This window comes from Acinetobacter sp. 70_2 (assembly GCF_056736115.1).
Genome location: NZ_JBWZIP010000015.1, coordinates 393824 through 415319, shown reverse-complemented (window position 1 = coordinate 415319; position 21496 = coordinate 393824). Strand labels below are relative to the sequence as shown.

Below are 21496 nucleotides of genomic sequence, written 5' to 3'. Positions count from 1 at the left end.
CTGATTTTTAAAATTAAAAAATATGGTTTTTAAGTCCTTACCATTTTTTGATCTTACTGTTTTGTTTTTAATGGTCACAGTATCAGTTCATATGAAAAATAATAGACACAGTTTTTAAGTTAGATTTGTGTTAAATGAACTAATCAAAAGCAATCACATTATTTGAGTTACATAAAAGATCCCTATAAAGTGTATCCATTGCTTTGGCTTTTTAATGAATTGACATGTACAAATATAAAAAAGTGAGTGATGACCTCACCCTGCAAATTCAGAATGGCAGACAGCCTATCGGCTCCCGTTTACCATCAATCCGCGACTGCGCAAATCATTATCAGGTCAGCATTAACACCGTAAAAGAAGCTTATCGTCAGCTTGAAGACCAAGGTTTAATTTCAGTTCGCCCACAGTCTGGCTACTATGTTTGTCATGCGCCTTCAAACCTATTAGAACTCGAAGAGCGCTATGTCAGTGAAGAAAAAGTATCTCTTTCAGGAATTAGCTGTTTTCTCGCACAAATTGTCAAAAAACAGATGGATCCAGACTATATCAATTTAGCCTTAGCTTGCCCTACAGGTGAAAACTTCTATCCAATTGAACGCTTAAAACGCTTAACTGCTCAAGTTTTACGAACGCAGCCAGACATTTTTAAAAACTATACTTTGCCACCCGGCTCTATACGTTTACGTACTCAAATTGCGAGACGAAGTTTACAGCTTGGTATGTTTCTTTCAGCAGATGATATTGTGCTCACTCACGGCACAATGGAAGCTTTGAGTCTTGCGATTATGGCAACCACCCAAGCAGGTGACAGCATTGCTCTTGAGATTCCTACTTTTCATAACCTGTACCCGCTTCTTCATAATTTAGGCCGAAAAATTGTAGAAGTGCCGACTTCGCCGCATACAGGTATGTGCCTTGATGCTCTTGAAGAACTATTAAAATCTAAAAGTGTACAAGCTATATTAACCATTCCAACAGGTCACAATCCTCTGGGTTTTAGCATGCCTGAAACTAACCGTCGTCGCTTGGCAGAGTTAGCTAATCAGTTTCAAGTTCCAGTCATTGAAGATGCGATGTACGCCGAATTGCAACTAACAGAACCGCTTTTACCCAACATTAAGGCGTTTGATCAAAATGGATGGGTTTTGGTGTGTGGTAGCTATACAAAAACCGTAGCACCCGACTATCGAATTGGTTGGCTAGAAGCTGGGCGCTTTCGTAATATTGTGCAGCAACTTAAATTTACGACCACTGTTGCTGAACCGGCTTTGCTCACGGAAACTTTAGGACTTTTCTTAGAGAATGGCGGCTATGACCTGCATTTACGGCAGCTCAAAAAACGCTATCAACAGCAAATCGATACCATCAAATCTTATATATGTCGTTATTTTCCACTCGGCACTCGAGTCAGTCGACCGCAAGCAGGATTTATTTTATGGTTAGAGCTACCCGAATCAATAGATACATTAGAACTGTTTCATCAAGCAATGGATGAAAAGATCTTATGTATGCCGGGAGTTTTATGTTCGGCTGATAAACGTTTTAGTCATTGTTTACGTATTGCAGCTTGTTTTGAGCTAAATCCCAAAATGTTAAATGCTTTGATGCGCTTAGGAGAACTAGCAAAAAATATGCTACCCGCGCAAAAGGATAATGATCAAATCCCTACTAATTCAGTAGGTTGAATCCAAAATATAGAGTTAATAAAATAAAACCATATATTTTTTATGCCTTTTATTTTATGAAAACTGAGCTTCTCTCTCCCGCAGGTTCACTAAAAAACATGCGCTATGCATTTGCCTATGGTGCAGATGCCGTATATGCAGGCCAACCACGTTATAGCTTACGTGTGCGTAACAATGCTTTTGATCATGACAACTTAAAAATCGGAATTGATGAAGCTCATGCTTTAGGTAAAAAGTTTTATGTTGTGGTGAACATTCAACCGCATAACAGCAAATTAAAAAACTTTATTCGTGATCTTGAACCGATTGTAGCGATGCAACCAGATGCGCTCATTATGTCTGACCCAGGCTTAATTATGATGGTGCGTGAGCATTTTCCTGATGTGCAAATTCATCTATCTGTTCAAGCCAACGCCATTAACTGGGCCACTGTTAAATTTTGGAAAGATTACGGTTTAAGCCGTGTGATTTTATCGCGTGAGTTGTCATTAGAAGAAATCGAAGAAATCCAGCAACACGTACCAGATATTGAACTCGAAGTTTTTGTACATGGTGCACTATGTATGGCCTACTCAGGCCGTTGCCTACTTTCTGGTTATATGAATAAACGTGATGCCAACCAAGGTGCTTGTACCAATGCTTGCCGTTGGGACTATAAGTTGCATGAAACTCAAGAAGATGCAAACGGCGATGTAATTCCAACCACTCAGCTAAATACACCAGAAAAGTCTTGCTGCTCATCAGTACAATCAGAAACAACCTCCACTCAAACTTTGCTTGTACAACGTAATGATGAAGAAATGTTTGCTGCTGAAGAAGATGAACACGGCACCTATTTTATGAACTCCAAAGATTTACGTGCGGTACAGCATGTAGACCGTTTAACCAAAATGGGCATCGCCTCACTGAAAATTGAAGGCCGTACTAAATCATATTTTTACTGTGCCCGTACTGCTCAAATTTATCGAAAAGCCATTGATGATGCATTAGCAGGTAAACCATTTGACTCAAGCTTAATGACTCAGCTCGAAGGGTTGGCAAATCGCGGTTATACCGAAGGTTTTTTAAGACGTCATATCCATAGCGAATATCAAAACTATGCTGATGGTTCATCACACTTTGACTATCAACAATTTTGTGGTGAAGTTTTAGAACGTCACGGTGATTATATTCGCATTGAAGTTAAAAACCGTTTTATGGTTGGTGACTCACTTGAACTCATGACACCTCAAGGCAATATCACATTTACCTTAACCGAAATGCGCGATTTAAAAGGTAACCCAATTACAGATGCTAAAGGTTCGGGGCATTTTGTTGAAATTCCACTCTCACAAAATGTTGATATCAGTTATGCCCTACTCATACGCAATTTGCCGCATGCCAAAGAAAGTATTACTGCCTCTACATTGGCTTATTCAGCGAGTTAAACATGGCACTTTTGATTACTAGTGACTGTATCAATTGTGATATGTGCTTACCAGAATGCCCTAACACAGCCATTTTTGAAGGGAGCAAAGTTTATGAAATTGATCCACTTCGTTGTACCGAGTGTGTAGGCTTTTACGATGCCCCAACATGTAAGGTGGTCTGTCCAATCGACTGTATAAAACCAGACCCTGCGCATCTTGAAAATAAAGAGCAACTGCTAGAGAAATTTAAAAGTTTAAATATACTCAGCTAATCTATTTTTTAAAATAGTCTATAGAGGATCAAGCTAAAATTACTGATCCTCTTAAATGACTATACAGATCAATGATTAAATAAACGAATAAATAGCTGAGAACAATTGGCTAGTGATAAAATCAATTTATCAGTTCAGTTTGGTTTACTGGTAATTTTGTACCCAAAAAATTGCACAATCGTTAAAATTGGCAAACCATTTCAACATTTCATATAGATTGATTAAAACTCATTCTGGCGCAGTTCCCCATGTCTTATCTTTATTTAGCAATTGCGATTGCTTGTGAAGTCATTGCAACTTCAGCTTTAAAAGCATCTCAAGGTTTTACTGTTCCCATTCCATCCATCGTTACAGTTGTGGGCTATGCGATTGCTTTTTATTTATTGTCCCTGACGCTAAAAACGATCCCAATTGGAATTGCATACGCCATTTGGTCGGGCGCGGGTATTATTTTAATTTCTGCAATTGGCTGGATATTTTACAAACAGCATTTAGATTTGGCGGCCTGTATTGGTCTTACTTTAATGATTGCAGGTATAGTGATTATTAATGTGTTTTCTAAAAATACCCATCTATAAAATATAATTTAAAAGCAACCGAGTAAGATGCGAATTCTTTTTAAAAAATTTCACCTTACTCGGTATGAACAGCTTATTTCAAACTGCCCGTCAAAAATTGTTTTAAACGCTCACTTTTCGGATTGTTGAGTACTTCATCAGGATGACCCTGTTCCTCAATTTTCCCTTGATGCAAGAAAATCACTTGATTAGACACATGACGTGCAAAGCCCATTTCATGTGTCACCACAATCATGGTACGGCCTTCTTCAGCTAAACTCTGCATAACCTTGAGCACTTCACCCACCAACTCCGGATCAAGTGCACTGGTTGGTTCATCAAATAGCATCACTTCCGGTTCCATTGCCAAAGCACGAGCAATTGCTACCCGTTGCTGCTGACCACCAGATAAAAATGCTGGATATTTAATTTCAACACTTTCAGGTAATCCAACTTTGCGTAGATATTTGCGTGCACGCTCTTCTGCTTCTGCACGCTTTATCCCAAGCACATGAATTGGCCCTTCAATGACATTTTCAAGCACCGTCATATGTGACCATAAATTAAAATGCTGAAATACCATCATGAGCTGAGTACGCATTTTTTGTAGTTGCTTTGGATCAACCACTTTTAAATTGCCTTTTTTATCAAAGACTGTGCGTAGTTTTTCACCATTCAGTTTAATGGTGCCATTGCTCGGTTGCTCTAAAAAGTTGATACAACGCAGCAAGGTACTTTTACCCGAACCAGATGAACCGATGATACTAATTACATCACCAGCATTTGCATCAAGTGATATCCCTTTCAGTACTTCATGATCGCCAAATGTTTTGTGTAAATCACGAATCACTAGTTTTGCAACGTGTTCCATTTATGTCTCCTAATGATTCGATGGCTTTAAAAATGCCAACCAACGTTTTTCCAACTTACGGAATATCCAAATCAAAATAAAAGCCAACACTGCATACAACACAGCAGCAATTCCAAAAGCATTGAAAGTGTCATAGGTTGCGGCATTCACATCGCGCGCAATCTTTAAAATGTCGGGAACTGTTGCTGTAAATGCAATGGTTGTCGCATGCAACATTAAAATGACTTCATTGCCGTAAAATGGCAAAGCACGGCGTAACATCGACGGAATGATAATACGTGTGTAGAGTTTCCATTTTGACATACCGAACGCTTGAGCAGCTTCAATCTCACCATGTGGAATAGAACGGATCGCTCCAGCGAAGATTTCAGTCGTATATGCACCAGTATTGAGCGCGAATGCCAAAATGGTGCAATTTATGCCCTCTCGAAAGAATGCATCGAGTGCTTGATGTTCATGGACATAATCAAAGCTATAAATGCCCGAGTAAATAATTAACAATTGGATGTACAGTGGTGTTCCACGAAACACATAAGTAAACAGCCAAACTGGGCCACGCAACCAGATATTTTCTGATACTCGTGCAAGTGATAAAGGCACGGCAAGCACAAACCCAATACCGATTGAAAGCACCAATAACCAAGCAGTCATCGCGACACCGGTCATTTGTAGGCCATCGGTCCAAAGGTATGCCTTCCAATATTGTTGAAGGATTTCAATCATAATTGCCCCTTCCTTACACCAGCAGAATAACGACGTTCAAGCCACATTAAAATCAGGTTTGATACGGTGGTAATTGCCAAATAAATCGCAGCAGCGACGATGCTGAAAAAGAACAGTTGCATGGTACTTCTACCCGCATCTTGTGTAATTTTTACAATATCAGTCAGGCCAATAATAGAAACCAGTGCGGTCGCCTTAATCAAAACTTGCCAGTTGTTACCAATGCCAGGCAGTGCAAAACGCATCATTTGAGGGAATAATACACGGTGAAAAACCTGCCACGGCGTCATCCCATAGGCCATTGCTGCTTCAATTTGACCCGTTGGAACCGATTGAAATGCACCACGAAAGGTCTCGGTAAAATATGCACCATAAATGAACGCTAAAGTAATCACACCAGCCACAAACGGGTTGATATCAATCTGGTCCATTTGCAGTGCTTCAGTAATTTGGTTTAGCCCCAACTGCAAGCTATAAAATAACAGCAGCATAATCACTAAGTCAGGCACACTACGAATGAGCGTGGTATAGCCGGTCGCAATATAACGTAAGGCTTTAATATTAGAGAGTTTTGAACTCGCACCAATTAAGCCAATAATGACAGAAAGCAAGAGTGACAACAGCGCAAGCTGTATGGTCATCCATGTTCCGCTGAGAAGGAGTGGCCCATAGCCAGAAAAAGACATGACTCATCTTCTCCTTAAAAACAATATCTAATATTGATGAGATGAGAATAGATTTAAAAATGTCGGCACTTAGCCGACATTTTTCACATCATTAGTAAATGCTAAAAGAGAAGTATTTTTTCTCGAGTTTCTTGTATGTGCCATCAGCAATGATTGCAGCCAAAGCTTTGTCAATATTCGCTTTCAAATCTGCATCTTCTTTGCGTAAACCAATAGCTGCGCCTACACCTAGTGTTTTGACATCAACCACATTGCCACCAGCAAAACTGAAGTTTTTACCTTTTGGTTGTTTTAAGAAAGCGCCATCAACCATGATTGCATCTTGTAAAGTTGCATCTAAACGACCAGACATCATATCTTGGTAAATCAAGTCTTGAGTTGGATAAGGAACTACACTCACACCTTTTGGAGCCCAATAGGTTTTAGCATATGTTTCTTGAATTGTGCCCTGTTGTACCCCTACACGCTTACCTTTTAATGAAGTAGGTGTTGGCAATAACGGTGAGCCTTTTTTTGCAACCATACGCGTTGGCGTATTGTAGATTTTGCTACTAAATAAAATTTGTTTTGCACGTTCATCAGTCACTGTCATTGATGAAAGAATGCCATCAAATTTTTTCGCTTTAAGTGCCGGAATCATTCCGTCAAAAGAGTTTTCAACCCAAACACACTTAGCTTTGAGTTTTGCACAAATGGCATTACCCAAATCAACATCAAAACCAGTTAACTTGCCATCTGGTGTTTTATATTCAAATGGAGCATAAGACGACTCAGTACCAAAACGAATCACCTTCCAATCCTTTGCTTGAACATTCGTTGCAACAGCAGCCAAAACCAAGGTTGTTGAAACGAACATTTTTTTCATAAAGCTTGCCATCTTGAAGCTTCTCCTTAAAATCCAAATAAGGTGATAAAAAAACTTGAGCAATTTCTAAATTACTCTTCTACCGAAATAATTGCAATTTCTATACCAGTAAATTAAGGATTTATGAAACTATCAAAACAGCTGATCGCCTTACCCCATTAAATGTTGAAAAATCACTCAAATTTTAATTTAGTTTTTGAGTGTGTAAGCCTCTGCCATATTTTCATTTTCAACCAATGTCCGAATGGTGTATTCATGGTTATGTTCTTTGGCACTGGCAAATTCACATTTTTGATCTAATGACATTGAACAACCACTCAGCAATGGACAACCTGCAAATAATTCGGCTACCCAATCTACAAATACACGGACTTTAGGCGATAAATGACGGTTTTGTAGATAAACGACTGATATTGGCATAGGCGCAGGTAACCATTCAGTCAACACCTCTCTAAGAGCACCAGACTCTAAATGTTTTGCCACCATATAATATGGACATTGAATTAGGCCAAAACCTTGTACTGCCAAATCAATATATGAATCGCCATCGTTGACTGAAACACGCCCTTTCACACCAACGCTATGAATCTCACCGTTCACCATGAAATCCCAATCGATATTGCGTCCGGTACGGCTGTTAAAATAATGTACCACTTGATGTTTTTGTAAGTCTTCAATGGTTCTTGGTTCGCCATGTTCCATCAAGTAACGTGGCGCAGCTACTGTCACACACTGAATTGTTCCGATACGGCGTGCAACTAAACTTGAATCTTTCAATTGACCAATACGAATGACACAGTCCACCGCATCTTGAACTAAATCGACTGGACGATCACTCATGCCAATCACCAAATCAATATCGGGGTACTTGGCATGAAAATCACACAGCATTGGAATCAGAATCAACCGCCCGATTGAAGCTTTAACATCAATGCGCAGTCGTCCTCGGGGTCCTCGTTCAGAATCATGAAAAGTTGATTCTACGTCTTCGACATCGGCCAAAATTCGCGCGGTCCGTTCATAATAAACCGCGCCATCTGGTGTCAAACTGAGTTTACGGGTGGTACGGTTTAATAAGCGAACTTGTAAATGCTTCTCTAAAGCCTGAATGGTTGTCGTTACAGAAGCACGCGGTAGGCCTAAACTGTCAGCCGCTAAACTGAAACTATTTGTTTCGACAACTTTGTTAAAGACTTTCATCGCATGAAATAGATCCACACGCACACTCCTATCAATGCATTTATTTAATCAAACACATCAATTGTTATAAAAATACGAATAGTGTTATCGAATTTAATATATTTATTCGTGATTGACAAACTTTTATGCTCCGTCCATCCCATAAACCCTGTTTCTCCCATACGGACCAAAACTAAAAGTCTGAAAACAGGTATCCAAATAACTAGGAGCACCTCATGTCATTTTCTCGCAAACAGTTCGCACTGTCTGCCATCTTTGTCGCCATTTTGGCTACAGGGGGCAGTTTTATGTTTTTACATGAAAATGCCGATGCAAAAGCTGCACCGACCAGTGCCCAACAAGCTGCAACTGTTGATATTTCTAATGTCATCAGCAAAACCATTACCGATTGGCAAGAATATTCCGGTCGCTTAGAAGCAATCGATCAAGTCGATATTCGGCCACAGGTTTCAGGTAAACTCATTTCCGTACACTTCAAAGATGGCAGTCTTGTTAAAAAAGGCGATTTACTATTTACCATTGACCCGCGTCCTTTCGAAGCAGAACTCAATCGAGCCAAAGCTCAACTTGCTTCGGCTGAGGCACAAGTAACATATACGGGTTCTAACCTTTCTCGTATTCAACGTTTAATTCAGAGTAATGCTGTTTCTCGCCAAGAGTTAGATTTGGCAGAAAATGATGCACGATCAGCCAATGCTAACCTTCAAGCCGCTAGAGCAGCCGTTCAATCTGCACGTTTAAATCTGGAATACACTCGTATTACTGCACCAGTCAGCGGCCGAATTTCCCGCGCCGAAGTAACCGTTGGTAATGTGGTTTCTGCAGGTAACGGCGCACAGGTTTTAACAAGTTTAGTATCAGTATCACGCCTATACGCATCTTTCGATGTTGATGAACAAACTTACCTAAAATACATCAGCAACCAGCGTAACTCAGCACAAGTTCCTGTCTATATGGGACTTGCCAATGAAACAGGTTTTACTCGCGAAGGTACGATCAATTCAATCGACAATAACTTAAATACCACCTCAGGTACGATTCGTGTCCGCGCAACCTTTGACAATCCAAACGGAGTTTTATTGCCGGGTTTATATGCACGCATCCGTTTAGGTGGTGGTCAACCTCGTTCAGCAATTTTGATTAGCCCAACCGCAGTTGGAGTCGATCAAGATAAACGTTTTGTCGTAGTAGTTGATGCGAAAAATCAAACTGCTTACCGCGAAGTAAAACTCGGTGCCCAACAAGATGGCTTGCAAATCGTGAATAGCGGATTACAAGCGGGTGATCGTATTGTGGTAAATGGTTTACAGCGAATTCGTCCGGGTGACCCTGTTACACCTCATCTTGTTCCTATGCCAAATGCGCAAATCACTGCGAGCAGCACTACTCCTCAACCTCAGCCAACAGATAAAACATCAACTCCGGCAAAAGGTTAATCACATATGAATATTTCTAAATTCTTTATTGATCGGCCGATCTTTGCTGGTGTGTTATCAGTACTGATTTTACTCGCTGGTCTACTTTCGGTATTTAAATTACCGATTTCGGAATACCCCGAAGTTGTTCCACCCTCTGTGGTGGTACGTGCTCAATATCCAGGTGCCAACCCGAAAGTCATTGCTGAAACCGTTGCCTCTCCACTGGAAGAGTCAATTAACGGCGTAGAAGACATGCTGTATATGCAGTCTCAAGCAAACAGCGACGGTAACTTAACCATTACGGTGAATTTTAAGCTCGGTATAGACCCAGACAAAGCTCAACAACTGGTTCAAAACCGGGTGTCTCAGGCCATGCCTCGCTTGCCTGAAGACGTACAGCGCTTAGGTGTTACTACCTTAAAAAGCTCACCAACTTTAACCATGGTTGTGCATCTGACCTCACCAGATAATCGCTATGACATGACCTACTTACGTAACTACGCGGTACTCAACGTAAAAGACCGTTTGGCACGTTTACAAGGTGTCGGTGAAGTTGGTTTATTTGGTTCTGGTGACTACGCGATGCGCGTGTGGCTAGACCCACAAAAAGTAGCGCAGCGAAACCTCACAGCAACTGAAATTGTGACTGCAATTCGTGAACAAAACATTCAGGTAGCAGCGGGTACAATCGGTGCATCGCCAAGTAATTCCCCTTTACAGCTTTCAGTCAATGCTCAAGGTCGCTTAACGACTGAGCAAGAATTTGCTGATATTATTTTAAAAACGGCACCAGATGGCGCGGTTACCCGATTGGGTGATGTTGCTCGTGTTGAACTTGCAGCTTCACAATATGGCTTACGTTCGTTACTCGATAATAAACAAGCGGTTGCCATTCCAATTTTCCAAGCACCGGGTGCTAATGCTTTACAAGTTTCTGATCAAGTGCGTAGCACAATGAAAGAACTTTCAAAAGATTTCCCATCTTCAATTAAATACGACATTGTGTACGACCCGACTCAATTCGTCCGTGCCAGTATTAAAGCGGTGGTTCATACCCTACTTGAAGCGATTGCACTGGTTGTTGTGGTTGTTATTTTATTCTTACAAACATGGCGTGCTTCAATCATTCCATTGCTTGCTGTACCAGTTTCAATTATTGGTACATTCGCGCTCATGCTCGCTTTTGGTTACTCAATCAATGCGCTTTCACTATTCGGGATGGTCCTCGCCATCGGGATTGTGGTCGATGACGCAATTGTCGTCGTCGAAAACGTCGAGAGGAATATTGAAGCTGGCTTAAATCCAAGGGAAGCGACTTACCGTGCCATGCGAGAAGTAAGCGGACCGATTATTGCGATTGCCTTAACGCTGGTTGCCGTGTTTGTTCCACTTGCCTTTATGACAGGCTTAACAGGGCAATTCTATAAACAATTTGCCATGACCATTGCCATTTCAACGGTCATTTCGGCATTTAACTCCCTTACTCTATCTCCTGCTTTGGCAGCGCTGTTACTGAAAGGACATGATGCTAAACCGGATGCCTTAACACGTATTATGAATCGTGTATTCGGACGTTTCTTTGCACTGTTTAACCGTGTGTTTTCACGTGCTTCAGACCGTTATAGTCAAGGCGTCAGCCGTGTCATTTCCCATAAAGCTTCGGCAATGGGTGTCTATGCAGCACTCTTAGGTTTAACCGTTGGTATTTCCTATATTGTTCCAGGTGGTTTCGTTCCTGCGCAGGACAAACAATATTTAATTAGCTTTGCGCAGCTACCAAACGGCGCATCATTAGATCGTACCGAAGCGGTCATTCGTAAAATGAGTGACACTGCACTTAAACAACCTGGCGTAGAAAGTGCAGTTGCCTTTCCTGGCCTATCAATTAACGGTTTCACCAATAGCTCAAGTGCCGGTATTGTCTTTGTGACTTTAAAGCCATTCGATGAACGCAAGGCAAAAGACTTATCTGCAAATGCAATTGCAGGTGCCCTAAACCAGAAATACTCAGCTATTCAAGATGCTTATATTGCGGTTTTCCCCCCCCCACCCGTGATGGGCTTAGGGACTATGGGCGGCTTTAAACTTCAACTTGAAGACCGAGGTGCCTTAGGCTATTCAGCCTTGAATGATGCTGCACAAAACTTTATGAAAGCAGCACAATCAGCTCCTGAACTTGGCCCAATGTTCTCAAGTTATCAAATTAACGTGCCTCAACTCAACGTAGATTTGGATCGTGTAAAAGCTAAACAGCAAGGTGTTGCTGTGACAGATGTTTTCAACACTATGCAGATTTATTTAGGTTCTCAGTACGTTAACGACTTTAACCGCTTTGGACGTGTTTATCAGGTTCGTGCACAAGCCGATGCGCCTTTCCGTGCAAATCCTGAAGATATTTTGCAGCTTAAAACCCGTAACAGTGCTGGACAAATGGTTCCGTTATCTTCACTAGTGAATGTGACTCAAACTTATGGTCCAGAAATGGTGGTGCGTTATAACGGCTATACCTCAGCGGACATTAATGGTGGCCCTGCACCGGGTTATTCATCTAGCCAAGCAGAAGCTGCGGTTGAACGTATTGCTGCACAAACTCTACCGCGTGGTATCAAATTTGAATGGACAGATTTAACTTACCAAAAAATCTTGGCTGGTAATGCAGGACTCTGGGTATTCCCAATTAGCGTATTGCTCGTATTCTTGGTTTTAGCCGCTCAATATGAAAGTCTAACCTTACCTTTAGCTGTAATTTTAATTGTACCGATGGGAATTTTGGCGGCTCTGACAGGTGTTTGGCTCACCAGTGGAGATAACAACATCTTTACCCAAATCGGTCTGATGGTACTGGTCGGGCTGGCCTGTAAAAATGCCATTTTGATTGTTGAATTTGCGAGGGAACTCGAAATGCAAGGTGCAACTGCCTTTAAAGCAGCAGTTGAAGCAAGTCGTCTACGTTTACGCCCAATTTTAATGACCTCTATTGCATTTATTATGGGTGTAGTGCCACTGGTTACTTCAACTGGCGCAGGTTCTGAAATGCGACATGCGATGGGTGTTGCCGTATTCTTCGGCATGATCGGTGTAACATTCTTTGGTTTATTCCTCACCCCGGCCTTTTACGTTCTGATTCGTACCCTCAACAGCAAACATAAACTGCATTCTGCGGCAGTTCATGAAGCACCGTTAGCTAGCCCACACGATCATTAAGGAGGACATTTGGTGATTACATCAAAACAAAACTGGTTGTTGTCCTCACTCATGGGAAGCCTGCTCCTTGCAGGCTGCTCATTGGCCCCAGAATATCAACCTGCAAAAGTGATAGTCCCTGTCAAATTTAAAGAGTCAGACCCTAAACTTGAAGATAACAACTGGAAAATTGCCCAACCTGCCGATCAGCAGGTTCGAGGTGAATGGTGGCGTGTTTTTAATGATGCTCAATTGAATGAGCTAGAACAACAAGCGATTGCTGGCAACCAAAATCTTAAAGCGGTGGCAGCCAACATTCAGGCTTCACGTGCAATACGTTCAGCAGCACAAGCCGAACGCCTGCCAAGTATTGTTGCTGGCTTTGGCCCAACTCGTCAAAAACCCTCTCCTGCTTCATTGGGGTTAGATGACAATGCTCATACATCTGCACAAACTTTATGGCGTGCTCAAATGAATGTTTCATATGAGCTCGATTTATTTGGTCGTATCGCCAGTAGTGTTAATGCAGCAACAGCGGATCTACAACAGCAAGAAGCGTTATATCAGTCGGCACTTTTAGCGTTACAGGCCGATGTTGCGCAAGGTTATTTTCTCATTCGCCAGCTTGATGCTGAACAAGCAATTTATACTCGTACTATTAAGTTACTTGGTGAGACACGAGATCTCGTTCAAACCCGATTTAAGAATGGTTTGGTCAGTGAATTAGATGTTTCTCGTGCAGAAACTGAACTTTCAACAGCTCAAACCAATGCACTGAACATTGCTCGTAGTAGAGCCAATGCAGAGCATGCACTTGCAGTATTGTTAGGCAAAACACCAGCTGACTTTAGCTTGGCTGTTCAACCTTTAACTACAAACAGTATTCACCTTCCGGCTGGTTTACCTTCGAGTTTACTTGAAAGACGACCTGACATTGCTGCTGCTGAACGTGCTATGGCAGCAGATAATGCGCGTATTGGAATTGCCCGTGCAGCTTTTTTTCCGAAAGTTAATCTAACGGGTGCCTTAGGTTATGAATCTTCAAGTTTAAGCGAGTTGGATAAATGGTCGAGCCGTACATTCTTGCTTGGTCCAGTCGCAGGCACTATTTTGTCTTTACCATTATTTGATGGCGGACAACGTAAAGCAGGTGTTGCTCAAGCACGAGCAGCTTATGAAGAAAGCGTCGCCAACTATAGACAAACTGTACTAAACGCATTTCGTGAAGTTGAAAATGGTTTAACTGATCAACGTATTCTTGATCAGCAAATTCAGGCTCAAAATCAAGCACTCTCATCGTCTCGTCATGCAAATCACCTGTCTCATCTACGCTATCGAGAAGGTGCGATTAGCTATCTTGATGTGATTGACTCCGACCGGACTATTTTGCAACAAGAACAATTGGCAGCTCAGCTTAAAGGTGGCCAAATCATTGCAAGTGTAAACTTAATCCGTGCTTTAGGTGGGGGTTGGAATAATTGATATAAAAAAAGCGCCTTACGGCGCTTTTTTTTATACATACAAATTATTTTGCATATACAGGGAATTTTGCACAAACAGCTTCAACTTTCGCTTTTACATCAGCAATAACTTTTTCATCACCTTTGCTGTCAATCACGTCAGCGATCCAACCAGCAAGTTCACGAACTTCAGCTTCTCCAAAACCACGAGTTGTTACTGCTGGAGTACCGATACGGATACCAGAAGTTACAAATGGAGAACGTGGGTCATTTGGAACTGAGTTTTTGTTCACAGTAATGTGAGCAGCACCTAACCAAGCGTCAGCATCTTTACCTGTTACGTCTTGTTTGATTAAAGATAACAAGAATAAGTGGTTGTCTGTACCGCCAGAAACAACATCATAACCACGTGCGATTAATACTTCAGCCATTGCTTGAGCATTTTTCACAACTCGTTGTTGGTAAGCTTTAAAGTCATCAGACATTGCTTCTTTGAAGCAGATTGCTTTAGCAGCAATCGCATGCATTAATGGACCACCTTGGTTACCAGGGAATACAGCTGATTGAAGTTTTTTCTCGATTTCTTCATTCGCTTTCGCAAGGATTAAACCAGAACGTGGACCACGAAGTGTTTTGTGAGTCGTTGTTGTTGTTACATCAGCAATTTGAACTGGGTTTGGATATACGCCAGCAGCAACAAGACCTGCAACGTGAGCCATATCAACAAAAAGATAAGCGCCAACTTTGTCCGCGATGTCACGGAAACGTTGCCAATCTACAACACGGCTATAAGCAGAGAAACCAGCAACGATCATACGTGGCTTGTGTTCTAATGCTAAACGTTCAACTTCTTCGTAATCGATCTCACCAGTTTCAGAGTTTAAACCATACTGAACAGCGTTATACGTTTTACCAGAGAAGCTTACTTTTGCACCGTGAGTCAAGTGACCACCGTGAGCCAAGCTCATACCCAAAACTGTATCGCCTGGGTTAAGAAGTGCTAAATAAACAGCAGAGTTAGCTTGTGAACCAGCATGTGGTTGAACGTTTGCGTAATCGGCACCAAAAAGTTCTTTAGCACGGTCAATCGCCATTTGCTCAATAACGTCTACATACTCGCAACCGCCATAATAGCGTTTGCCTGGATAACCTTCTGCGTATTTGTTAGTAAGTTTTGATCCTTGCGCTTCCATCACAGCAGGAGAGCAATAGTTTTCAGATGCAATTAACTCGATATGTGCTTCTTGACGCTCACCTTCAGAAGCAATAGCTTGAGCTAATTCTGGATCAAATTCAGAAATGGAAATATTGGCAAACATTAGCGGGGGTCCTATAAATTAGGGCTTTTAAGCCGTGCTAAGATTGCGGCATATTGTAGCATGAACTTTATAATTAAACAGAATCAAGTTAGCTCAGTTTTAAATAAAAATGGCTCAATTTTTATAAAAAATGAGCCATCAAATCTAAAATAATTTATAAACACTTAAAAAACTTTTATTTAATAATTTTCTAAAGTTAAATTTAGCTTCTCAAAACAACAAAAAAACTTTAAATATCAACTACTCTTATTGAGCTGACAACAAGTTTTGCACATTCCCAACAATGTTATCTACATTATTGCTCATAGCCGTCTCATGGTCCCAGTTACCCGTTACATAGCTATTAATTTTTGTGCCCACGACAGTGGCATTAGATATCAAAATATCAGTCGCTACTTTAGGAACCGTTGTATCAGCTAACCCCTGATAAATAATAATTGGTGTAGATACTTTTGTCTGCAGAGGTTGAGAATCTTTATCTAAGAATGTTTTTACGGTTGGCACAGCCATAAAGTTAGGTTGTGTACGTGTAAAACCATCTAGTGTGCCGCCATGTGTTGCTGCGTAGGTTTGCATATTAACTGCCAAGGCTTGGCCCAATGGCCCTGCACAAATCGTTTCTGCCTGCTGTGCAGTACTTGCTGTTTGTGAAGTAAATACCTGTGAATAATCAAAGCTTGGCTGTGTATTTCGAATACCCGCTGTAACTAAAGCAGTATATGTATCAAGCTGTGCATACATCGGGATCTTTTTATCCAAAGTTGCATTGGCAACGGCTTGTTCTCCTGCCGTTAAAATGAAACCCAAATTAGATGCCGGTGCTACCGCTACCGTACCTTTATAGTTTAGCTGTGCACGGCTTGCATATTGTGCAGCACCCAATGCGGCATGCCCACCCTGAGAGTGACCTACGGTGACCCATTTGTTCGAAGTTAATAAATTACGTTGAGATAAATAATTGCGTGTTGCAACTACTGCATCAGTAATTGAATAAGCCTCACTTTTAACATTTAAGAATGGATGTATGCCTGCGGTTCCTAAGCCCTCATAATCTGGAGCAACCACTACATAACCTGCCGCAAGAAGTTTACTAATTAAATCTTTAGTACTGTCTGTTAATGCCGATTTACTCGGTGCACATGCATCTGCAACCCCCGTCGTGCCATGTGCCCAAACCACAATTGGCCAACCGCCTGCTGGTGGTGGTGTCGTTGGTGTAAATACTAAACTGGTTGCCTGAACCTCTTGCCCACTTTGACCTAACATTTTATAAGTTAAAATACTACTTTCAGCAGCAACTGATCCTAAGTTAGTACTTGTATAAGCATCTACCTTAACCACTGGGTTTTGAATATTATTGGCTGGTGCACCAGATGGATCAGTAGTTGCCGGACTGTCATCACTACTTCCATCTCCACATGCCGTCAACAATAAACTTGTGCTAAGAACACTGGTCATGAACAGTTTCATTTTCATTGATATATCCCTTAAATTCGATTTTTGTTGTGCTTTACTTTTTAATGAACATTTTAAATGTCTTACAAACAATTACGCCTAATCTTCATTTTTCGCAAGTGATATTTAATCAAAATGAGCAGCTAAATTTTCTACTTTTTAACATAAATTGCATTTGATAGCTTATCTAGCCTTACTCCATGTTTTAAAGTAGATAGCCAACTGTTAACATTGATGGTTACTTGTAATTGTTTAAAGGTTCAAAAGATGCAAGCCATTATTTTAGATACAGAAACTCATACACTAAATGGTTTGCCTATTGAAATTGCATACGCTCCCATTGAACTTAATGCGGGTAAACTCACTTTAGATAAAAGCAAATTGTTTGATCAGCTCTATCAGGTGGGAGCTCCGATCTCTTATGCTGCAATGGCGGTCCACCACATCTTGGAGTCTGACCTAGAAAACCAGCCTCACTATAAAACATTTCAATTACCGGATAGCACGACTTATATTATTGGTCATAACATTGATTATGATATTGCTGCCATTGCTCGTTGTGGCGTTGATGTATCTCATATCAAACCGATTTGTACTCTAGCTTTAGCACGTAAAGCTTGGCCAGATGCTGAAGCTCACAACATCTCTGCACTCATTTATATGATTTCTCAAGGCAGCAGTAAAGCGCGAGAATTACTCAAAGGTGCACACCGTGCCGATGCGGACATTATTTTAACTGCCAATATTTTGATGCATATTATCTATCATTTAAATATTCAAGATATTGAAGAGCTTTACCAAGTTTCTGAAGAAGCCCGTATCCCCACGACTATTAATTTTGGCAAGCATAAAGGTACGGCAATTTCTGAACTGCCAAAAGATTATATTCAATGGCTTCTACGTCAAGACGAGCTAGATGTCTATTTACGTAAGGCTCTAGAAAGCGCATTTTAAAGACTTAACTTAAATAGATGATATTCATAAATTCTTCATCATATTGTCATTTTTGAGTTTTATCGTTAACCCCATTTATATTTTATTAAGAACAGTACTGTTTGATAGAAAAATTCAAACAGGCTGCTTCATTTTTTATATTGGGGAAATACAATGTCTGGTTTTTATAGAACCAATTTGGGAAGAGTTGCGCTTCAACAACGTAATATCACGTTAAATGCAAAACAAAGACGTTTACTTCTATTAATAGACCATGAAGATTTTCAAAGCCTCGATCCCGAGTTTAAGAAACGGATTGCCCCACCAGAGCTAATTCAACAGCTCATTGACTTAAAACTCATTGCTACTTCTAACGAAAGTTATTCAGAATTGACCGAACAAATATCTCCCCCAGAGACATCTATAACGACTAAAGAAGTACATCAGAAAAATATTGATGAGAATAAAAGTAATGATTTAATTGGAGAAATTCAGATTCCTCAATCAACGTCTGTGACTTCTCCAAATATAGAAAATGACCAGCCATCTATTCCAGCTCAACAACTCTCTTTTGAAGAAATACAACTATTAATGAAACAAAGCTTGAGCCAGTACTGTGGCCTTATGGCAAAACCACTTATTCAAAAAATAGAGCAAATCAAAACGCTTCAAGAACTTAAAATGTGCCAAATGCAATGGATTACCAGTTTACAGGAGTCACGTATTCCTCCTCATGAGCTAGCACATACGCTTCATTCTATTAATTATTCAATTCAGCTTATTCAACAACGCGTCTAAAATAGAACAAGCTGCTGTTTAATTAAGCATTAAACTCACTTGGTACGTATTTCGTGCTTTACCTACCAGTGTTTTTTTCCTATGATGTGCCCCACACATGTGCGCTCGTAGCTCAGTTGGATAGAGTACAGGTTTCCGAAGCCTGGGGTCGTGGGTTCGATCCCCGCCGGGCGCACCAATTATTTATTAAAATTCAATAACTTAAGCAATAAAAACCCGATATTTAACTATAACATTTTTTATTTGTATCGTATTCAGTTAAATTCTTAGTTAGTTAAATGAGATTCTATTAGCAATCCAGCCATAAAAAAATTGCTCTTGGCTAGGATTACGTTCCGCAATTTCAATATAGCGCTGACCTTGCATGATGTTTAGTATTCGCGTCAGAACTTTTTCACCTTCGTTTCCTCGTTTAGTAACATAAACTTTAAGCGCATTCAAAGTAGCTGGGCCATAAATACCATCTACTAATAAATCGGGCCAACCACTTTTTCCTTGGTTATTAAGTAAGTTTAAAGCGCGCTGTAAAAGTGGTTTTGCAAAACTGATACCGCAGTTAACCCCAGTATCTAAAAGTTCTTCAGCTACTACAGGGGAAATTAAATTTACTTGATCAAAGCGTGGAGCCGTCCAGTATTGTTTTTTATAAATAGCCTTTGCAGTTTCAAGTGGCAAATCTTTCATATTCCCATTAAAGCCATTGGTTCGAGCAACTTTTTCGGTAATACCATATTTTGTAGCTCCACCTCGATCTGCAGGGTTATTTACATAATTGCCTTCACGCTTAATAAGCTCATTAAGATATCGATCAATATTCATCTGCTTTGCTCCGTAAATAAATACTTTTAACTGTTTTTAATATCATCTTTGGCTTTTTTGATTGTCTTTATAACTTCTACTATTGTTTTACCTTCTTGCTTATCAATAAAGTTAAAGATCCATCGGACTAGAGCCCAACCAGGTAAACCGCAAATAAAGAAAAAACCGCCCAATGCAATCATTCCCCAAATATCGGTAACCCACTCATGTAATCCCCACTTAACAATGATAAATGAACCACCACATAAGCTAGAAACTACTGTACAAATAAGACCCACTCCCCACTCTTGAGGTGAGCGAGGCATACGAGTCATTAGAACAACCGCTGCAACTAACGAAATTGCCAATGTAACCGCAATAGCTGCACCATAAAATTTTAAAAAGGCAGTAAGACTGCTGGTTGATACTGGCTCCATAAAGTAATTTACTCCAAAACTAAAAAAGCACCCAACAGAGTGCAGTGAATAAAATAGATCCTTTCAATTTTTAGATAAATTCCAATAAATAAATGTTCACTTAGTATTATTTCTTTGACTTTAAGCGAGATTATTTAGAACTATAATCTAAATATTAAATTAACTTAGTAACTAGTAACATCAATAATAAAAGTATTTATTGTATTCATACCCGCTTGGATACCTGTAACTTTTCCGTCCATCATCATACTTGACGTTAATCCTCTGAAAATATAGGCTCCATCTTTTTGTAGTACATATCTATCGTAGATTGCACTGCCACTAGAGGTAATAGCGCCACCTCCTCCAGAACTGGTAGATGAATAACTATTCTGAAATCTGATAGGTGTTTCTGCGATTGCTATTGCAATTTTTCTATCTTTTGGAGCTAAGCTAGGTAAATACATAGGATCAGCATAAATGAAAGATGATGCTACATTTGCCCATCCTGGGAAATCCACATCTCTAGCTGGTTGATTTTGGATGAAGTTAAGGACCTTTAGTGGTTTGTAATTAGAATCAAAAACTAATTTTTGATTTGCATCAAATAATTGCAATCCCATAGATGACTGAGACTGTGATAAATCCTTAAAATTAAATTCATAAATTGTCAATTTATAAGGTTTGTCAGCTGGTGGAATTAAAGCATCTGTAGGAATCCTAAAATAAATAGATAAATTATTTGGAACAGATGTACTACTTAAAAGATTTGCATCATATGAGTAAATATTGAAACTAAAGCTAGGCTTTAAAACTATAGAGTCTAAGTCTCGAAGATTACCTATTGGATTGGGTGCGGGATATTCATCTATCCACCAAGAATCCATCGCAACTGCAAAAATAGAATCTTCGCCAACGGGAGTATAATCAAAGAAGTTATTACCTTGTTTGCGAGGAATTATATATTCCTGTTTCCCAACCAAAAACATATTCCGATAATTACTATCAATATGAATAACCCCAGAATCATTTAAAATACGAAAACCTGCATCCATTAGTAAATACCGTAGTGAAGATAAATATAGTCATTGAATGGTGAAATATAAGTCTTATCAAATTTTGAGGCTGACCAATTCATTGTCATACCATCAAAAGTAACTGATACTTTAAATCCTGAAAATTTAGCATTTGGATAAAACCCACCTCTGTTATTACCCCAAAATCCATGCCAGACATTTTGGTTGTCTTTCCAACCAGACTTCTTAGCTTCGTTACCTTGGGTGAAATAGAATGGATTACCTAATATCAAATCTGGAATCACTAGCTGCCCAGAGGTCTTATCTAATTTAGTTGGTATCGCGATAGTACCTAAGATTTTAGTCATACGATCCGTCACATCTACTATAAGGCCCCCAGATTCATCAAAGCATTGTAAACCTTGTGGCATA

20 protein-coding genes, 1 tRNA gene and 1 pseudogene are annotated in these 21496 nt (G+C 40.1%); 11 read left to right on the top strand and 11 right to left on the bottom strand.

Annotation, left to right across the window (positions count from 1 at the left end; translation table 11 throughout):
• The first annotated feature begins 218 nt into the window (after nucleotides 1-218).
• The 4 genes from AC1PJ9_RS10945 to abeS all read left to right on the top strand — a co-directional run bounded on the left by AC1PJ9_RS10945 (nucleotide 219) and on the right by abeS (nucleotide 3944).
• The gene (locus AC1PJ9_RS10945) at nucleotides 219-1685 is read left to right on the top strand and encodes an aminotransferase-like domain-containing protein (RefSeq protein ID WP_311086923.1); all 1467 of its coding nucleotides are present in this window, start codon (nucleotides 219-221) and stop codon (nucleotides 1683-1685) included.
• A 56-nt stretch (nucleotides 1686-1741) separates the two neighbouring features.
• The gene (gene trhP, locus AC1PJ9_RS10940; RefSeq protein WP_151749490.1) at nucleotides 1742-3112 is read left to right on the top strand and encodes a prephenate-dependent tRNA uridine(34) hydroxylase TrhP; all 1371 of its coding nucleotides are present in this window, start codon (nucleotides 1742-1744) and stop codon (nucleotides 3110-3112) included.
• A 2-nt stretch (nucleotides 3113-3114) separates the two neighbouring features.
• Nucleotides 3115-3366, top strand: a complete 252-nt coding sequence (locus tag AC1PJ9_RS10935; RefSeq protein ID WP_151749491.1) for a YfhL family 4Fe-4S dicluster ferredoxin — start codon at nucleotides 3115-3117, stop codon at nucleotides 3364-3366.
• A 248-nt stretch (nucleotides 3367-3614) separates the two neighbouring features.
• The gene (abeS, locus tag AC1PJ9_RS10930; RefSeq protein ID WP_005307063.1) at nucleotides 3615-3944 is read left to right on the top strand and encodes a multidrug efflux SMR transporter AbeS; all 330 of its coding nucleotides are present in this window, start codon (nucleotides 3615-3617) and stop codon (nucleotides 3942-3944) included.
• 73 nt (nucleotides 3945-4017) lie between these two features.
• Here the strand turns inward: abeS and AC1PJ9_RS10925 are convergent, their stop codons facing one another.
• The 5 genes from AC1PJ9_RS10925 to AC1PJ9_RS10905 form a co-directional block, all read right to left on the bottom strand.
• Nucleotides 4018-4794: an ABC transporter ATP-binding protein gene (locus AC1PJ9_RS10925; protein WP_151684022.1), complete on the bottom strand. Its 777-nt coding sequence runs from the start codon at nucleotides 4792-4794 to the stop codon at nucleotides 4018-4020.
• 9 nt (nucleotides 4795-4803) lie between these two features.
• Complete coding sequence (locus AC1PJ9_RS10920) at nucleotides 4804-5517, bottom strand: ABC transporter permease (RefSeq protein WP_039250900.1); 714 nt, start codon at nucleotides 5515-5517, stop codon at nucleotides 4804-4806.
• Nucleotides 5514-6203, bottom strand: a complete 690-nt coding sequence (locus AC1PJ9_RS10915; RefSeq protein WP_311086896.1) for an ABC transporter permease — start codon at nucleotides 6201-6203, stop codon at nucleotides 5514-5516. Before AC1PJ9_RS10915 ends, AC1PJ9_RS10920 begins: the two co-directional genes overlap by 4 nt.
• A 91-nt stretch (nucleotides 6204-6294) precedes the next feature.
• On the bottom strand, nucleotides 6295-7080 hold the full coding sequence (locus tag AC1PJ9_RS10910; protein ID WP_002049251.1) for an ABC transporter substrate-binding protein: 786 nt from the start codon (nucleotides 7078-7080) through the stop codon (nucleotides 6295-6297).
• A 177-nt stretch (nucleotides 7081-7257) separates the two neighbouring features.
• A complete protein-coding gene (locus AC1PJ9_RS10905) occupies nucleotides 7258-8286 on the bottom strand; it encodes a LysR family transcriptional regulator (protein ID WP_191001352.1) in 1029 nt (342 codons plus the stop codon).
• A gap of 197 nt (nucleotides 8287-8483) precedes the next feature.
• Between AC1PJ9_RS10905 and adeF the strand changes: the two genes are divergently transcribed.
• Genes adeF through AC1PJ9_RS10890 form a run of 3 tightly spaced genes read left to right on the top strand, consistent with a single transcriptional unit; the run spans nucleotide 8484 to nucleotide 14351 of the window.
• Nucleotides 8484-9704, top strand: a complete 1221-nt coding sequence (adeF, locus tag AC1PJ9_RS10900) for a multidrug efflux RND transporter periplasmic adaptor subunit AdeF (RefSeq protein WP_311086895.1) — start codon at nucleotides 8484-8486, stop codon at nucleotides 9702-9704.
• A 6-nt stretch (nucleotides 9705-9710) separates the two neighbouring features.
• On the top strand, nucleotides 9711-12890 hold the full coding sequence (gene adeG / locus AC1PJ9_RS10895; RefSeq protein WP_311086894.1) for a multidrug efflux RND transporter permease subunit AdeG: 3180 nt from the start codon (nucleotides 9711-9713) through the stop codon (nucleotides 12888-12890).
• A 12-nt stretch (nucleotides 12891-12902) separates the two neighbouring features.
• Complete coding sequence (locus AC1PJ9_RS10890; RefSeq protein WP_311086893.1) at nucleotides 12903-14351, top strand: efflux transporter outer membrane subunit; 1449 nt, start codon at nucleotides 12903-12905, stop codon at nucleotides 14349-14351.
• Between the two features lie 43 nt (nucleotides 14352-14394).
• Here the strand turns inward: AC1PJ9_RS10890 and glyA are convergent, their stop codons facing one another.
• Nucleotides 14395-15648: a serine hydroxymethyltransferase gene (gene glyA, locus AC1PJ9_RS10885; RefSeq protein ID WP_311086892.1), complete on the bottom strand. Its 1254-nt coding sequence runs from the start codon at nucleotides 15646-15648 to the stop codon at nucleotides 14395-14397.
• 60 nt (nucleotides 15649-15708) lie between these two features.
• Here glyA and AC1PJ9_RS10880 point away from each other — a divergent pair.
• Nucleotides 15709-15786, top strand: a pseudogene (locus AC1PJ9_RS10880) (hypothetical protein); the annotation flags it as partial.
• Nucleotides 15787-15894: 108 nt separating this feature from the next.
• Here the strand turns inward: AC1PJ9_RS10880 and AC1PJ9_RS10875 are convergent.
• Complete coding sequence (locus tag AC1PJ9_RS10875) at nucleotides 15895-17124, bottom strand: alpha/beta hydrolase (protein WP_311086891.1); 1230 nt, start codon at nucleotides 17122-17124, stop codon at nucleotides 15895-15897.
• A gap of 246 nt (nucleotides 17125-17370) precedes the next feature.
• Here AC1PJ9_RS10875 and AC1PJ9_RS10870 point away from each other — a divergent pair, with 246 nt between their 5' ends.
• The 3 genes from AC1PJ9_RS10870 (at nucleotide 17371) to AC1PJ9_RS10860 (ending at nucleotide 19012) form a co-directional block, all read left to right on the top strand.
• Nucleotides 17371-18057, top strand: a complete 687-nt coding sequence (locus AC1PJ9_RS10870) for a 3'-5' exonuclease (protein WP_191028966.1) — start codon at nucleotides 17371-17373, stop codon at nucleotides 18055-18057.
• A 153-nt stretch (nucleotides 18058-18210) separates the two neighbouring features.
• On the top strand, nucleotides 18211-18834 hold the full coding sequence (locus AC1PJ9_RS10865) for a hypothetical protein (protein WP_311086890.1): 624 nt from the start codon (nucleotides 18211-18213) through the stop codon (nucleotides 18832-18834).
• Between the two features lie 101 nt (nucleotides 18835-18935).
• Nucleotides 18936-19012, top strand: a tRNA-Arg gene (locus tag AC1PJ9_RS10860).
• A gap of 92 nt (nucleotides 19013-19104) precedes the next feature.
• Here the strand turns inward: AC1PJ9_RS10860 and AC1PJ9_RS10855 are convergent.
• The 4 genes from AC1PJ9_RS10855 to AC1PJ9_RS10840 all read right to left on the bottom strand — a co-directional run bounded on the left by AC1PJ9_RS10855 (nucleotide 19105) and on the right by AC1PJ9_RS10840 (nucleotide 21495).
• Entirely contained in the window at nucleotides 19105-19653 is a 549-nt protein-coding gene (locus AC1PJ9_RS10855) for a glycoside hydrolase family 108 protein (protein ID WP_311086889.1), read from the bottom strand.
• 26 nt (nucleotides 19654-19679) lie between these two features.
• A complete protein-coding gene (locus tag AC1PJ9_RS10850; protein WP_311086888.1) occupies nucleotides 19680-20069 on the bottom strand; it encodes a hypothetical protein in 390 nt (129 codons plus the stop codon).
• A gap of 164 nt (nucleotides 20070-20233) precedes the next feature.
• On the bottom strand, nucleotides 20234-21103 hold the full coding sequence (locus AC1PJ9_RS10845) for a hypothetical protein (protein WP_311086887.1): 870 nt from the start codon (nucleotides 21101-21103) through the stop codon (nucleotides 20234-20236).
• A complete protein-coding gene (locus AC1PJ9_RS10840) occupies nucleotides 21103-21495 on the bottom strand; it encodes a hypothetical protein (protein WP_311086886.1) in 393 nt (130 codons plus the stop codon). Before AC1PJ9_RS10840 ends, AC1PJ9_RS10845 begins: the two co-directional genes overlap by 1 nt.
• Between the last annotated feature and the right edge of the window lies 1 nt (nucleotide 21496).

Excerpts from the sequence above, each read along its gene's own strand:
- trhP (WP_151749490.1), top strand. The coding sequence starts at position 1,742 with ATGAAAACTGAGCTTCTCTCTCCCGCAGGTTCACTAAAAAACATGCGC.
- AC1PJ9_RS10935 (WP_151749491.1), top strand. The coding sequence starts at position 3,115 with ATGGCACTTTTGATTACTAGTGACTGTATCAATTGTGATATGTGCTTA.
- abeS (WP_005307063.1), top strand. The coding sequence starts at position 3,615 with ATGTCTTATCTTTATTTAGCAATTGCGATTGCTTGTGAAGTCATTGCA.
- AC1PJ9_RS10925 (WP_151684022.1), bottom strand. The coding sequence starts at position 4,794 with ATGGAACACGTTGCAAAACTAGTGATTCGTGATTTACACAAAACATTT.
- AC1PJ9_RS10920 (WP_039250900.1), bottom strand. The coding sequence starts at position 5,517 with ATGATTGAAATCCTTCAACAATATTGGAAGGCATACCTTTGGACCGAT.
- AC1PJ9_RS10915 (WP_311086896.1), bottom strand. The coding sequence starts at position 6,203 with ATGTCTTTTTCTGGCTATGGGCCACTCCTTCTCAGCGGAACATGGATG.
- AC1PJ9_RS10910 (WP_002049251.1), bottom strand. The coding sequence starts at position 7,080 with ATGGCAAGCTTTATGAAAAAAATGTTCGTTTCAACAACCTTGGTTTTG.
- adeF (WP_311086895.1), top strand. The coding sequence starts at position 8,484 with ATGTCATTTTCTCGCAAACAGTTCGCACTGTCTGCCATCTTTGTCGCC.
- adeG (WP_311086894.1), top strand. The coding sequence starts at position 9,711 with ATGAATATTTCTAAATTCTTTATTGATCGGCCGATCTTTGCTGGTGTG.
- glyA (WP_311086892.1), bottom strand. The coding sequence starts at position 15,648 with ATGTTTGCCAATATTTCCATTTCTGAATTTGATCCAGAATTAGCTCAA.
- AC1PJ9_RS10875 (WP_311086891.1), bottom strand. The coding sequence starts at position 17,124 with ATGAAAATGAAACTGTTCATGACCAGTGTTCTTAGCACAAGTTTATTG.
- AC1PJ9_RS10870 (WP_191028966.1), top strand. The coding sequence starts at position 17,371 with ATGCAAGCCATTATTTTAGATACAGAAACTCATACACTAAATGGTTTG.
- AC1PJ9_RS10865 (WP_311086890.1), top strand. The coding sequence starts at position 18,211 with ATGTCTGGTTTTTATAGAACCAATTTGGGAAGAGTTGCGCTTCAACAA.
- AC1PJ9_RS10855 (WP_311086889.1), bottom strand. The coding sequence starts at position 19,653 with ATGAATATTGATCGATATCTTAATGAGCTTATTAAGCGTGAAGGCAAT.
- AC1PJ9_RS10850 (WP_311086888.1), bottom strand. The coding sequence starts at position 20,069 with ATGGAGCCAGTATCAACCAGCAGTCTTACTGCCTTTTTAAAATTTTAT.
- AC1PJ9_RS10845 (WP_311086887.1), bottom strand. The coding sequence starts at position 21,103 with ATGGATGCAGGTTTTCGTATTTTAAATGATTCTGGGGTTATTCATATT.
- AC1PJ9_RS10840 (WP_311086886.1), bottom strand. The coding sequence starts at position 21,495 with ATGCCACAAGGTTTACAATGCTTTGATGAATCTGGGGGCCTTATAGTA.